General features: G+C 69.0%; 10 protein-coding genes. 4 read left to right on the forward strand and 6 right to left on the reverse strand.

What is annotated here, in order from left to right; translation table 11 throughout:
• Positions 1-144: 144 nt before the first annotated feature.
• The 4 genes from ACIHAO_RS35535 to ACIHAO_RS35550 all read right to left on the reverse strand — a co-directional run bounded on the left by ACIHAO_RS35535 (position 145) and on the right by ACIHAO_RS35550 (position 7,656).
• On the reverse strand, positions 145-1,551 hold the full coding sequence (locus ACIHAO_RS35535) for an LCP family protein (protein ID WP_396565455.1): 1,407 nt from the start codon (positions 1,549-1,551) through the stop codon (positions 145-147).
• 377 nt (positions 1,552-1,928) lie between these two features.
• On the reverse strand, positions 1,929-4,091 hold the full coding sequence (locus ACIHAO_RS35540) for a phospholipase A2 (RefSeq protein WP_396565394.1): 2,163 nt from the start codon (positions 4,089-4,091) through the stop codon (positions 1,929-1,931).
• 461 nt (positions 4,092-4,552) lie between these two features.
• Entirely contained in the window at positions 4,553-5,995 is a 1,443-nt protein-coding gene (locus ACIHAO_RS35545) for a GGDEF domain-containing protein (protein ID WP_396565396.1), read from the reverse strand.
• Between the two features lie 446 nt (positions 5,996-6,441).
• Positions 6,442-7,656: an MFS transporter gene (locus ACIHAO_RS35550; RefSeq protein WP_396565398.1), complete on the reverse strand. Its 1,215-nt coding sequence runs from the start codon at positions 7,654-7,656 to the stop codon at positions 6,442-6,444.
• 371 nt (positions 7,657-8,027) lie between these two features.
• On the opposite strand from ACIHAO_RS35550, the gene ACIHAO_RS35555 reads away from it, so the two are divergent.
• Positions 8,028-8,921, forward strand: coding sequence for an SDR family NAD(P)-dependent oxidoreductase (locus ACIHAO_RS35555; protein WP_396565400.1), 894 nt, complete (start codon positions 8,028-8,030; stop codon positions 8,919-8,921).
• Between the two features lie 93 nt (positions 8,922-9,014).
• Here ACIHAO_RS35555 and ACIHAO_RS35560 read toward each other — a convergent pair whose 3' ends face one another.
• Both ACIHAO_RS35560 and ACIHAO_RS35565 read right to left on the reverse strand, forming a co-directional pair.
• Entirely contained in the window at positions 9,015-9,671 is a 657-nt protein-coding gene (locus ACIHAO_RS35560; protein ID WP_396565402.1) for a maleylpyruvate isomerase N-terminal domain-containing protein, read from the reverse strand.
• Positions 9,672-9,845: 174 nt separating this feature from the next.
• A complete protein-coding gene (locus ACIHAO_RS35565; RefSeq protein WP_396565404.1) occupies positions 9,846-11,711 on the reverse strand; it encodes an AMP-dependent synthetase/ligase in 1,866 nt (621 codons plus the stop codon).
• Positions 11,712-11,859: 148 nt separating this feature from the next.
• Between ACIHAO_RS35565 and ACIHAO_RS35570 the strand changes: the two genes are divergently transcribed.
• The 3 genes from ACIHAO_RS35570 (at position 11,860) to ACIHAO_RS35580 (ending at position 14,233) form a co-directional block, all read left to right on the forward strand.
• On the forward strand, positions 11,860-12,507 hold the full coding sequence (locus ACIHAO_RS35570) for a transcriptional regulator (protein ID WP_396565406.1): 648 nt from the start codon (positions 11,860-11,862) through the stop codon (positions 12,505-12,507).
• Positions 12,491-13,672, forward strand: a complete 1,182-nt coding sequence (locus ACIHAO_RS35575) for a kynureninase (protein ID WP_396565408.1) — start codon at positions 12,491-12,493, stop codon at positions 13,670-13,672. The genes ACIHAO_RS35570 and ACIHAO_RS35575 overlap by 17 nt, the downstream gene beginning before the upstream one ends.
• Positions 13,673-13,885: 213 nt before the next feature.
• Positions 13,886-14,233: a hypothetical protein gene (locus ACIHAO_RS35580; RefSeq protein WP_396565410.1), complete on the forward strand. Its 348-nt coding sequence runs from the start codon at positions 13,886-13,888 to the stop codon at positions 14,231-14,233.
• The last annotated feature ends 126 nt before the right edge of the window (positions 14,234-14,359 follow it).

Here is a 14,359-nt window from a genome sequence, read left to right on the forward strand (position 1 = left end):
CCTTCCGGCGGGGGGGGCCCCCCCCCCCGGGGGGGGGGCGGGGTGCCCCCAAACCTTTTTGGGGCGGGGGGGCCCGCGCTTTTGTTTATTCCCCCACACCCAGCCTGCTCGCCGGAAAGGATCGACAGTCGCTCGAAGGGTGCGTCAGTTGACGCAGGGCACGCCTTCGGCCGTGATCGGCTTCTCGTCGGACTGCTCGGGCGGGGGTGCCGCGGCCGACGAACCGGCGGCGTTCTGCGAGGAGCCGGAGCCCTCGGCGCCGCTCGGCGACTTGAAGTCCGAGCCGAGGAAGACCATCACGTGCCCGGCTTCGACGCTCTTGTCCTCTTGGACGGTCGGGTTGCCGCCGAGTTCGTCGGCGACGGCCTGTCCCGCCGCCTTCTGGCCCTTGGCGACCCAGACCACCGTCTTCTTGCGCGCGCTCGCGGTGGCCGTGTCGCCCGCGGTGAAGCCCTTGTCGACGAGCTGCTTCAGCACCGTCGAGGCGAGGCCGTCCCGGTTCGTGGAGTTGCGGACGTCGACCGTGGTCGCCTTGTTGGGCGACTCGGCGGGCGGCGCCTGCTGCTGCTCGCCGGGCTGCGGGCCGGCGAGCCCCTGGACGAAGTTCTTGACCTGTTTCGGGTCGACCTGGATGGCGACGCCGTCGTTCGGGGTCTTGTACTCGATGTTGACGATCGGGATCGTCCGGAACTCGAGCTGACCGCCGGTCAGGCTCTTCATCTGCTGCGCGAAGCCGAAGACGTCCCAGTTCTGGTTGAGCACGACCGACTTCTTGATGGCCGTGATCAGGTCGTTGAGTTTGCCCGGGTTCGCGAGCGTGCCCGCCGAAAGCACCTTCCGCGCCATCCCGGCCATGAACACCTGCTGGCGGACGACCCGGTCGAGGTCGCCGCGCGGCAGCCCGTGGCGCTGCCGGACGAAGCCGAGCGCCTCCACCCCGGAGATGGTGTGCGGGCCCTTGCTGAACTTCGCGCCGGAGAACTGGTCGTTGACGTCGTCGTTGAGGCAGACGTCGACCCCGCCGATGGCCTGCGTGATCTCGCTGAAGCCCAGCAGGTTGATGGCGGCGTAGTTGTCGATGGTCGAGCCGGTCAGCTGCTCGACGGTCTTGATCAGGGTCTTCGCCCCGGCCTCGTTGGCCTTCTGGTCGAGTTCCTTCGGGTCAAAGACGCCGTTCTCCTGCTGCTTCTTGCGCTCGTCGAGCATCGCGCGGGCGTACGCCGAGTTGATCTTGTGCTTGCCGTAGCCGCCGGGAATGTCGACGTAGGAGTCGCGCGGCAGCGAGATCGCGACGGCCTTGGAACCGTCGTTGGGGATGTGCACGAAGATCAGCGAGTCGGTGTTCAGCTCGCCGTCGGCCTGCCCGGCACGCAGCTGGGCCAGTACTTCCTTCGACAGCGGGTTGCCCTGCGCGTCCGTGCGGCTGTCGAGGCCGACGAGCAGGATGTCGCGGGCGCCGTCGGCGGGTTTGTCGCCCTCGTCGGCGCCGATGCCGACGTTCGCGAACGTCAGGCCGTCCATCGCGGCCCACGCGTAGCCGGTCAGGCCCATCACCAGCAGGGAGACGAGGCCCAGCGCGATCTTGGGGCCGCGGAACGACCGTCGTCGCGTGGACGGGCGCCGGGGCGGGCCACCGGCGGCTTGGCGGGCGGGTGCCTGCCGGTCTCCACGGGGCGGGGCCGGGCGGGAAGGAACGCGTCCGGGCGCGTCCTGCCTAGGCCGGGCGGGACGTCGATCCCCATACCCATTCCGAGGCGGATACTCCACGCGGTCTGCTCCTTCTGTTCGCTACCGGTCGACGGTCTTCTCAAGGGACGCATGGTGCCTGTTGAGGGTTGTCGCAGGATTACACATCCCCCCGGAGATGTGGCACGCACCACCGGTTTCCTCACCATGGTACGAAGAACGCCTGGTCAGCGCTGTCTGGCTCAGGGCAGGACACGCCGGGCGGCGCGGGCGGGCACCAGCGTGGCGGCCGCGGCGAGCATCGCGACGACGATCGTCGCGACCGGCAGCGCGACCGAAGCGGCGCTCACGTGCTTGCCGTCGAGGGCGCTCATCAGGGGCGGCGCGCACGCGACCGCACAGACCAGCCAGGTGCCGGTCATCCGGCTGGTGCCGTTCCGCACGGTGTGCAGCAGGTACACCCCGAGCAACAGGTTGACCAGGCTCTGGACCGGGCCGAACCGGAGCCCGAGGAGGTCGGCGTCGGCCGACGCGCCCCCGAAGCGGGTCAGCGCGAAGCCGAAGACGCCGAGCATCGCGTACGCCATCCCGACCGTCGCCGCCGCCCGGCAGAACATCGCGGCGCGCAGGCCCGGCTCGTCGACCGCTCGCTGTTGCGGTCCCGCATGACGTTCGAACCACCAGAAGACGAGCACGGCGGGCACGGCCAGCAGGGCCATCGCGAGCAGGATCCGCGGGCGGGCCAGCCAGCTGAGCCCGTCCACGAACGGGCCCGGGAGGTAGACGACCGCGACGAGCAGCAGCATCGCGGCCAGGAAGCCGAGGTAGAGGCTCATCGGGGCGCGGAGGACGAGTCGGGCGGTCGCGGCGACCGCGGGACGTTCGCCGAGCCGGGCCAGCGGCCGCGCGAGCAGGCCGAGGAGCGCGAGCTGGACCAGCCCGAGCAGGAGCACTCCCCACGGCGGGCCCGACAACGCGGCCGGGGCGCCGGGGCCGCCGAGCAGCATCGGTCCTTCGCCGCGGACGGCGACCGCGAGGCCCAGCCCGGCGGCGCCGGTGAACGCCGTCGCCAGGAGGGCGCCGCGCCGCAGGCGGACGCCGTCGGCGTGGGCGAACGCCAGCTGCTGGACGAACAAGGCAAGGAACAACGTCTCCGCGTAGCGCGGGACGGCCGAGCCGGACCACTGCGCGGCGGCCTCGCTCGCCAAGGTCAAGGCCAGCAGCCCGGCGACGGAGGCGGTCCGCGTCCGGTGATACAGCGTCAGCAGCGCCGGCGCGAGCACGACGGTCAAGAGGAAGACGCCGAGCAGCCAGAGCGGATGCAGCGCGATCCGCATGACGGTGGCGTTCGTCCCTGTCGGGATGCCCAGCACCTCCAGCGCGAGCGGGACGACCAGCGCGACGACGGCGAAGATCAGCGCCGGGCGCAGCAGCGGGCTCGCGCGGTCGGCGAGGTACTGCGGGTAGCGGCCGCCGGTCGCGCGGATCGAGCGCCAGCCCGCCTCGTTGATCCGGCCCACCGCGAAGAAGACGACCGGACAGAGCTGGGCGAGCCAGGTGAACGGCCACAACGACCGCTCGGGTGCCCCCGCCCAATGCGCGAGCGCGACGGCGGATTCGCCGAGCAGCATCAGCACGACACCGGCGACCCCGAGCAACGCCCACCGGCCGACCGGGACCACCGGCCGCGGCTCGCGGGGGAGGGTGACGACGGTCCGGCGGGTGCGGACCCAGCCGCGGAGGCGGAACACCAGCAGCGCGCCGATCACCAGCACGCCGACGATCATCGGGCCGAGCGGGTCACCGACCGGCGGCCCCCAGCGCTGATGCCAGGAGTTGAGCACCAGACCGGCGGTATAGAAGGAGGCGACGACGTCGCAAGTGCCGCGCGAGTCCATCGGGTTGAGGACGCAGGCGTTGTGCATGTCCGCCGAGAGCCGGTCGTCGAGCGAGGCCCTGGCCTCCTGGCCGAGCGGGTGCCCCTTGCGTTCGGCGTAGCGGAGGATGTCGTAGCCCAGGTCGTGGGCCTTGCAGGGGACCGCGTAGTCCCATTTGGTGTTGTCGTCGCCCCACGGCGCCGAGCAACCCCCGTCGGTGTGGACGGCGCGCACGGTGCCGTCGCGTGCGGTCATCACGCCAGGGGTGATCCCGCTGACCGCGGTGAAGTCGGCGGGCAGTGCGGCGAGCACGTTCTCGACCGGACCCGGCCGCACCAGCGCGTCGACCGCGTTCTGCGCGGCGAGCAGATCACCCGTCGGTGGGCCCTGGTCCGGCGGCGACGCGGGCCGCGACGCGATCAGGCCGAAACCGAACACCAGCACCGTGACCAGCAACAACCAGCCCGAAGTCGACCACGGCCGCCGGATCCGGGCAGGACGAGCGGCGGCTTGGGCTGTCGCTGGCATGGCGTCCAGGGTGCCATCCGCCGATCAAGGCCGACATCCGGATAACCCCCTGGGTTTCCGTGGGGTTCCCCTGATGGCGTGACCCGGGGTTCGCGTTCGGTCCAGGTGGTCGTGAGTGGCGTTTCGGGTTATTGAGGGGTAAGGCAAACGTGTCGTGTCTCGGGCGCGGCATCCAAGCACGCGAGTCACGCCTTGCCGAAGTACATGAAGGCCCCCTTCCTTGCGCTAGGCGCAAGGAAGGGGGCCTTCATGTACTTCACGACCGGCGCCGAGGTCACAGCCGTCCCACTGTCACCAGGGATCACAGCTGAAGGTAGCGAAAGCCTCGATCACTACCGTCAGGGTAGGCAAGGAGGCCCTCGCTACCAGGAGAACGCCTGCGCAGGAGCGACACCGGCCCCGCGCCACGACACGTTTGCCCTTCCCCTCAATAGAACCCGAAACGCCACTCACGGCCACCCTCAGGCCTCGGCGGCCGGCGGGGGAGCGGGCCGGTCCACGTCCTGGGCGAACCGCACCTGGTTCCGGCCGTTCTCCTTGGCCACGTAGACGGCGGCGTCGGAGGCGTGCAGGAGTTCCTCCAGGGATTCACCGTGACGAGGGAACAGCGCGGCCCCGATCGAGGTGGTCCGGCCCGAGATCGTCACCCGGCTGCCCCTTTTGTCGGTAGTCACTATATGCAGTTCCGCGATAGCACTGCGCACTCGCTCGGCGGCGAGTTTCGCCGCGGTTTCGTCGATATCCGGCAAAAGTACGAGGAATTCCTCGCCACCGAACCGGCCGATGACGTCGGCGGGCCGGGTGACCTCGTCCAATTTCCGTGCCACATCGCGGAGGACGTCGTCACCCGCCGGGTGTCCATATGTGTCGTTAATCCACTTGAAGTGGTCGAGATCAATCATCAGAAGCGCAAGGCCGTCGTCCGATCGGGCAGTCCTTCCGAGTGCCCGATCGGCCGACTCCGACCATCCGCGCATGTTCAGAACACCGGTTTTCGGGTCCGTCCTGGCGTCGTTTTGCAGTTGGTCGATCTCGGCGAGGCGATTGAACACCACCGTCACCACGGCCATCACGATCACCATCGGCGGCATGATCAACAGCAGCACCGCGGTGACCGCGCCGAGGCCGATCGTGATGGCCTCCAGCAGGTTGTCGGCCGTATTGCCGAGCACGGTCGACAGTGAGGGCCGCTTCGGCGAGCCGATCGTGAGGATGCCGCCGATGTAGGCGATCTGCACCGCTTCGAAGACCATCCCGGTGACGATCAGGACGCCGAATTCGCCGAGGGTGTCCCAGCCGGAAATCCGTCCCCATTCATGCGGGCCGAACGCGGCGAAGGTGAGCGACGCCAGTGTCACCGAAACGCCGTGGGTGACCGAAGAGAACACGAAGTTGTGCGCGGGCCGCCGGGCGATGAACCAATGCTGGATCCGGACGATCGCGATGATGGAAAGCGTCAGCGAAAGCGGCAGGATGACCGCGGCCGGAAATGTCCATACCGCGGTGAGGTCGATGAGTACGGTGCGACTGCGATCGCGCCGCCTTTCCTCCTGTCGCTGAGTCAGCTGAATATGCGCGGTGGCGCCGACGGCGAGAATCGCGAAACGAACCCAGTCCGTTCTTCCCGGATTCGTGGAATCCATCGTCGCGACGACCATGATCGCGATTCCGATCGCCTCCATGGTGAAAAGGAACGCGATGAACCGTTTCGGCCGCTGCCAGAGCGCCCACGCCCTGGGATCGTAGGGATGGCGTTCCCGCGGTTCGGCCTGGTCACCTTCCGGGCTCACCTGCCCGCGTTCGGTCACCGGTACCTCGCTCCGCGCCGCGGCGGGCGGTGCCGCGTCGTCAAGGTCGCCGGTGCCGTCACCGTGCTGGCGGCGGTCACCGGTCTCGGCTGGCAATTGCTACCTCTTTTCCGCGCGGACGGCACGGCTGAGTAATCTCACCGGTACCGACTGATACACCGTTCGTATTCCACGGCCGGTATCATCCCATCGCATCAGTTGTCCGACAGCGGCAAGGGTGCCCGCGAACACGGACCGGAGGTGGCAATCGTGTCCCGTGATTTCTGATCTTGGTGACTGAATGTTTTTCGAGACGCGACGCGGAAGGGGTGACGGATAGTGTCCAGCCGTGACTTCTGAGCCCGGACAAGGTATTAGTTCGCTGCGAGGTTCCCAGGAGGTGTCCGACCATGTCGAGCCGTGACTTCTGATCGAGAGTCGTTTCTTTTCGTCCCCGTGCCGAAGACCAAGGTCCTGTGTCAGTGTTCCGTCGTCGAGATTTCCGAGTACGAACCCGCCGGGCGGCCGAGTCGCCGCCCCAGGGGTCGTCCAGTGTGGATTCGTCATGACAGCAACGGTTCCGGGCTGGTTCCGTTGATGTGCCACCAGCTGAACGCGACCAGTACGGCCAGCAGCAGGCCGACCACGCCTGCCAGCGCGATGGCCGAGGTCGCCGCCCCGAGCCGATCGGCGGCGAGCCCGCCGAGTCCCGCCCCTATTCCTTGAGCCACCCGCAACCCCGTGCGGTACACCCCGCCCGCACCGCCCCGGAGTTCGTTCGGGACCCAGGTGATGAACGTGGCGCTCACCGTGATCAGGTACGCCCCCGCGGCACCCGCCGCCGCCAGCAGCAGCAACGCCGGGATCAGCCCGGGTTTGAGCGCGAAGGCGATCAGGGCGAGCATCGGTAGTGCCGCCAGAACGCCGAGCAGCCTCCGCCTTTGTTCCGCGGAGACGAACCGGGACAGCAGGAACGCCCCGATGACGAAACCCAGCGGATCGGCGGCCAGCAGCCAGCCGACGGCCTGTTTCCCGACGCCCATCTCCGCGGCGAGCGGTGCCGCGAGCCCCTCGGGGATGACGGCGAGGCCCACCAGCCACGAGAACCAGACCAGCACCCGCAGGTGACGGTTGCCGAAGACCTGCTTGACCGCGCCGAACCAGCTGCCGTTGCCGTCGGACGCCGCCGCCCGCCGGGACACGGAGAAGCGGACCACGGCCGCGCTCAACAGGAAGGTCGCGGCGTCCAGCGCCAGCGCCCAGCTCACCCCGACCTGCGAAACCAGCAGACCGCCGCCCGCCAGGCCGAGCAGCATGGCGGTGTTGGTCGAGATGCCGCGGATGTCCTGGCTCTTGAGATAGAGGTCGTCGTCGGTGAACACCTCGCGCGTCAGCGCGTTCTGCGCCGCGTTGCCCGGCGCGTTCACGAGCCGCGCCAGCACCACCAGCCCGCACAGCAGGGCGAGCGGGGTACCGGGGATCGCCATGATCGCGATCAGCAGCCCCTGGATCAGGGACGAGACGACGAGGACGGTGCGCCGCGGATAGCGGTCGGCCAGCTGGGAGAGGCCGAGGCCGCCGGCCAGCGCGGGCAGGAAGGTCAGGGAGTAGACCACCGCGGAGAGCAACGCGGAGCCTGTCCGGTCGTAGACGAGGATCGCCAGCGCGACGATGGTGAGCTGATCCCCGATGAGGGACTGCACCTCGGCCAGCCAGAGTGCGCGGAACTCGCGGTTCGCCAGGGCGGCGGTCATCCGCGGCGCCGCGTTCGTCTTCACTGCGTGACCACCTCCCCCCGATCGGGTGAACTTGCTTCCCTCGCATTCTTGCCTGCCGTGTTACGTGGTCGACGAGGGAGTCACAGTCGTTGTCCCGCCGGACAACGTTCAGTATGCCTCCGGCTACAGGGAGACGAACAGAAGACCGGTGAATCCTCCGCCTGTTGAGCTGATCGGGCTACGCCGTCCGACCGGTGGGTGACATCGGCCTGACTCGCCCGCGGGTATCTGCGCGGCTATCGGCGTGCCCTCGCTCGGCGCAGCCGGGCCGCCGTTCGCCGCCGCCCGGGTCCCGGCTGGGCCGAATGGGCCAACACTGAGTAGAGACCGGTCTGGAGGTGGAGGCCGGCTGGTTCAAAGGGGTGAAGGCGATGAACGGTTTGCTCGACGACAAGGCCGTCGTCGTGACCGGGGCGGGGCGGGGACTCGGTGAGGCGTTCGCGGTGCACGTGGCGAGGGCAGGCGGGGCCGTCGTGGTCAACGACATCGACGCCGAACTGGCCGAACGGACGACGGAGAACATCCGCCGGTTCGGCGGCAGGGCCGTCGCCAGCGGGCACAGCGTCGCTGATCCGAAGCAGGCGCAGGAGATCGTCGACCTGTGCCTCGCCGAGTTCGGCGCGATCGACGGGCTGGTCAACAACGCGGGCTTGAACTACGAGGCGCTGCCGTGGGAGGACGACGTCGAGCAGGCACGCGAACTGGTCGAGGTGAACGTCCTCGGCGTCATGTACACAGGGCTCGCCGCGATCAAGGCGATGGTCGGAAGCGGCAGGCCGGGGTCGATCGTCAACATCTCGTCCGGCGCCTCGCTCGGGCAGCGCAAGCTCGGCGTGTACGCCGCCAGCAAGGGCGCCGTCGCTTCGCTGACCTACTCCTGGGCGCTGGACCTGGAGGAGAGCGGGATCCGGGTGAACGCGGTCTGCCCGCTCGCGCACACCCGGATGGTGTGGAAATCCGAACGGTCGCTGCGGGCCTGCCCGCCGGACCGGACGCCCTCGCGGATCGCGCCGATCGTGCTCTTCCTGCTCGGCGCCGGATCCGACGGCATCACCGGGCAGATGATCCGCTGCAACGGGCCGCAACTGCACGTCATGGGGCAGCCGTACCTGAAGCAGCCCATCCTCGAGCGGCCGGTGTGGGACACCGAGACCGTGCAGCGCGCCTTCGACGAGGTCTTCAGCGCGCACCTGGAGAACTACGGGCTCGAAAAGCGTGTCCCGCCCCGGCTGCGGAAGTGGACGGAGTCGACCCGGACGGCTTGATCACGCGTGATCAGGTGGACGACACGACCGTGTCGTCCGTCCCATCACGCGTGTCGTCCCTCTGGTCACGCGAGTCGTCCGCAGACCTGGGATTTAGCCCACTACGAACGGCAGCTTCGCGGCCAGGTCGCCGAGTTCGGCCTTCTCGGCGTCCGTCGGCTGACGGCGGCCCGTGCCGACCAGCAGCGCGTCCGTGTCGGAGAAGGACGCCGGGAACGTCTCGCCGGTGCGCTGCTCCAGGATCTGCCGCGTCCTGGCGAGGCTGCCGGCGGCGGGGCCGTCGAGGTGCGGGAGATGCGCGACCAGGTCGAGGTGGTGCAGCGTCCACTCCAGGACGTAGGCGGACAGGAAGTCGCCCGCGGACAGGACGATGTCGCGGGTGGCGACCCGCATCCCCGGATCGGCGAGGCCGGCGGCCCGGCCCGCGGCGGAACCGACGTCGTCGAGATGGAACTTGAGCAGCCGCGGCTCCTGGTAGGCGGCGGCGAGCCGCACGATCAGCGCGTCGAGGTCGTCCTCGCCGGTCGGCGGCTTGTCGGCGAGCTCCCAGTAGGTGACCGCGTCGCGCGTGGGTTCGGTTTCGGCGGGAGTGGCGAGGGTGATCAGGACGTCCTGCGCGTCGATCACCAGGTGACACACCAGGTCCCGCACCAGCCAGCCGGCACAGCCGGACGGTTCGGCGAAGTCTTCGTCGGGGGTTTCGGCGACGGCGGCGAGGAGCGCCGCCCAGGAGCGGGAGAAGAGATCCACGGCGGCAAGTTAGCAGCGGCCCCTTCCCGGTCGCGACTCCTTTCGTCCCGTGCTCGAAGACGGAACTCGCGTGATTGAAGCCGTAACTCACGTGATTGGAGGCGTAACTCGTGTGTTACGCCTCCAGACACGCGAGATCCGCCTTCAATCACGCGAGTTACGACTTCACGCGCGTCAGGAACCAGCGGCGGGAGCGGGTTCCGGAGCGGGGGCCGGGTACAGGTCCGCGATCGTGGGTGCGTAGCGGTCGTTGATGATCCGCCGCTTCAGTTTCAGGGTCGGGGTCACCTCGCCGGTTTCGGGCGTCCAGGCCTTGGGGATCACGTGGTACCGCTTGATCTGCTCGATCCTGGACAGCCGCGCGTTGGCCGCCTCGACGGCCTTCTCGATCTCCGCGCGGACCTCCGCGTTGTCGGCGAGCGATTCCCCTTCGGCGAGCTGGATGCCGTTCGCGGTCGCCCAGCCCGGCGCGATCTCGTCGTCGACGACGATCAGCGCGGTGACGTACGGCCGTTTCTCGCCGATCGCGACGGCCTGTCCGATCAGCGGGTGTTCCTTGAGCAGCCCTTCGATCTTCGTCGGGGCGATGTTCTTGCCGCTCGAGGTGATGATCAGTTCCTTCTTGCGGTCGGTGATCGTGACGAAGCCGCGTTCGTCGATCGTCCCGATGTCGCCGGTGGCGAGCCTGCCGTCGGCGTCGACGTCGGGCTTGATCGTGCCGTCTTCCTGGAGGTAGCCGAGGAACACGATGGCGCCGCGGACGAGGAGTTCACCGTCTTCGGCGACCTGCACCTCGATGCCTTCCAGCGGACGGCCGACCGAACCGGCCTTGAACGCCGACGGCGTGTTCGACGTGACCGCGCCGGTGGTCTCGGACAGTCCCCAGACCTCCTGGATCTCGACGCCGAGCCCGGCGATGAAGTACAGGATCTCCACCGGCAGCGCGGCGGCACCGCTGGAGGCGACCTCGATCCGGTCGAGGCCCAGCATCGCCCGCACCGGCGCGAGCGCGGCGGCGTCGGTCCGCGCGATCTTCTCCGCGAGTTCCGGCGGGACCTCCTTGCCGTCGCTGCGCAGTTTGTAGCCCTGCTGCAGCAGTTCGTTCGCGCCGAGCAGGCCGTTCCGCTTCTCTTCCGGCAGCGAGCCGAGCAGGTTCTTCAGGCCTGCCACCATCTTTTCCCAAACTCGCGGGACGCCGAAGAAGCTCTTCGGGTGCACTTGGCCCAGGGCGCCGACGACGCCGGTCGGGTCGCCGACGGTGTGCACGTGGCCGGCCCACACGATCGGCATGTAGATCGACAGTTCGCGTTCGGCGATGTGCGCGAGCGGCAGGTACGCGATGTTGGTGGCGTGCATCGGGGAGTCGTGCAGCTTCTGGACGGCGACGGCCTGGTAGATCGCGTTGCGGTGCGACAGCACGACACCCTTGGGGTCGCCGGTGGTGCCGGAGGTGTAGATCATCGACAGCGGGTCGTCCGGGGTGATCGAGGACCACGCCGTCTCGAACGCCCGCGGGTCGGCCGCGTGCGCCTCCGCGCCCGCCGCGCGCAGCTCGGCGAACGACAGGAAACGCTTGTCGTCCGGGGGGATCACGGACGCGTCGAGCAGGATGATGTGCCGCAGCGCGGGCAGGTCGTCGAGCACCTGCGACCAGCGGCCGAGTTCGTCGGCACCGGCGAGGACGACGACGCCGGCGGCGCTGTGCCGGGCGACGAACCCGATCTGCTCCGGGCTGAGGGTCGCGTACGCGGTGCAGGGGATCGCGCCGAGATGTGCCGCGGCGAGGTCGGCGATCAGGTGTTCGGGACTGCTCGGCGCCATGATCAGCATCCGGTCGCGGACGCCGACCCCGAGGCCCGCGAGCCCGCGCGACACCTCCGCGATGGCGGTGCGGAATTCGGCCCAGGTCAGGGTCGGCTTGCCCTCTTTGTCGAGTGACGTGACCGCCGGCAACTCACCGAACTCCTGTGCGTTGCGGTGAAGCAGGGCGGGGATGGTCTGGCCTTCGATCTGCTCGGCGACGGTCGGCTGGGTGGTCAACGCTGGCCTCCTCGATGCTGCCTGATCAGGCACACTGTAAGGGCTGTCGGCAGTGCTGGATAGAGAATCGCGGCCACGGTCGCGTCTCGCGAAATGTCCACCTTTTCCGTTTTCACCGCGTCAGTACCGAACGGGAGGACCCTCGACGATGACCGGTTCGGCACGCGAGTTGATCGACGCGGTGCAGGCGGAACTCGCACCCCGCGACGACGAAAACCGGCTCGTCCCGTCGGTCGCGGCGGGCGAGGCGGCACGGGGGATCTTCGCCGCGATCGCCGCGGAGGAGTACCGGATCGTCCGAAGCGACTGGCGTGGTTTCCTGCACCTCGCGTCCCGCGCGCGGGAGCGGAACGCGCGCGAGTTCTTCGCGGCTTTGGCCGCCGGTGAGGGGCTGGCGCTCGGCAAACTGCCGGCGCTCGCCGAGGAATCGCCCGGCTTCGAGCCGCGCGCGGGCTGCCAGGCGTATCCGGCGTTCGTCGCCTGGCTGGCGCTCAACGGCGAACCGGCGGACGTCATCGTGGCGATCGTCGCCAACTTCGCCGCCTTCGGCCGGTACTGCGCCGCGATCGCCGCGGCGATGCGTGAGCGCTACGGCTTCGACGACGAGGCGTGTGCGTTCTTCGACTTCTTCGGCGCGCCGTCCCCGGAGCTCGAAGAGCTCGCCGTACGGGCCGTGCAGGCCGCGCTCGACGCCGGGGAACTGTCCGAAAAGGACGCTCGGACCCACGCGCGGTTGTTCCAGGCGTACGAGCTGGACTTCTGGAACACTCTCGCCGACGATGACCACCGTGACTGATCTCGTAGCGGAGGCCGCGGCACTGGACGCGGCCGATCCCTTGGCGCACAAGCGGAACGAATTCGACCTCGACGCCGGTGTCGCCTATTTCGACGGCAACTCGCTGGGTGCCCCGCCGAAACACGTGGCGGACCGGGTCGCCGCGGTCGTCCGCGAGCAGTGGGGTGGACGGCTCATCCGGTCCTGGTCGGAGGGCTGGTGGGAGGCGCCGGTGCGGGTGGGCGAGCGGATCGCGCCGCTGGTGGGTGCCGCGCCGGGGCAGCTCGTCGTGGCGGACTCGACCAGCGTGAACCTGTTCAAGGCGCTGGTCGCCGCGACCCGCCTCAGGCCGGGCCGCGACGAGATCCTCGTCGACGCGGACACGTTCCCGACCGACGGCTACATCGCCGACGAGGTCGCCCGGCTGACCGGGCGCACGGTGCGCCGGGTCGTCGCCGAGGACATGCCGCGCGAGGCGAGCGAACGGACGGCCGTCGCGCTGATCAACCACGTCGACTACGTGACCGGACGCGCCCACGACATGGCCACACTGACCGGGGCACTGCACCGCACGGGCGCGCTGGTGCTCTGGGACCTCTGCCACAGCGTCGGCGCGCTGCCGGTCGAGCTGGACGAGGCGGGCGTGGACCTCGCCGTCGGCTGCACGTACAAGTTCCTCAACGGCGGTCCCGGCGCACCAGCTTTCCTCTACGTGGCAACGAAATGGCTGAACGGGTTCGAACAGCCGCTGGCGGGCTGGGCGGGCGACAGCGACCCGTTCGCGATGCGCGGCGCGTACGAGGCGAACGCCGGCATCGCGCGGGGCCGCGCGGGCACTCCCGACATCCTTTCGCTGCTCGCGCTGGACGCGGCCCTCGACGTCTGGGACGGCGTGGATCGCGGGCTGCTGCGGGCGAAGGGGCTCGCGCTCGGCGAGTTCTTCTTCCGGTGCGCGGACGAACTCCTCGACGGCGCGACGATCGCGACCCCGCGCGGCGAAGACCGCGGGCATCAGATCTCGGTCATCGACGAAGACGCGGCCAAGACGATGGCGGCCCTGATCGAGCGCGGGGTGATCGGTGACTTCCGCCCGCCCAACGTGCTGAGGTTCGGGCTGGCTCCGCTCTACACCACCTACGGCGAGGTGCTGCGTGCCGTTACGACGCTTCGGGAGCTTCGACACTGAAACGATGAATATCATTCGGGAATCGGTGGCAAATAGGTGATCGCCTCGCCCCCGCGGGGGAGAACGCGCGATCTTTCGCGAATCCGCTGTTAATCTCGATATTCGCTCTCGCCGCGAGTGTGACGTAGATCCTTCCCCTGTGGCGTAAGGGAAACCCGCGTCGCGCGTCTTACCGGCGAGGCGCGGGCCCGGCGCCTGGAGAAGGAGGGGATCGTGTCGTTCACCTATACCGCCGTCGCCGTGTCCGGTGTCGCCTCCGGTTTTCTGCTCAACGAATTCGGCTCCCGGTACCCGGTCGAGACCGTGCTCGTCGCGATCCTGATCTGCGGGATGGCGACCCTGTGCTGGGCGGGCGTCCGGATGCTCCGGGACGCCTCCGGGAAGGTCGACGCGCTCCTCGACGACGAGCTCGGCCGCGCCGACGAAGATCATTTCGCCGAATCGGCGATTAGTGTCCGCAATTCTCGATTCCGTGGCGCGAACGGCGTTACGACGGCGTTCCTCCGCGGTGATGTCGTTCGCAAACCGAACGGTATGTGGAGTGCTGGTCCGAAAGCGTGAGCGACGTCACGGCGAGTAGTTTTCGCCGGCTTTTTCACCGCGAAGCAGGCGCCGGAAGCTGTGACTTGATCGAGTCCGAAGGGTGTCGATCAAGCCGCTGCCTGCGGTAAACCGCCAGGTGACCTA

The sequence above is a fragment of the Amycolatopsis sp. NPDC052450 genome (assembly GCF_044547565.1).
Taxonomy (GTDB): Bacteria; Actinomycetota; Actinomycetes; order Mycobacteriales; family Pseudonocardiaceae; genus Amycolatopsis.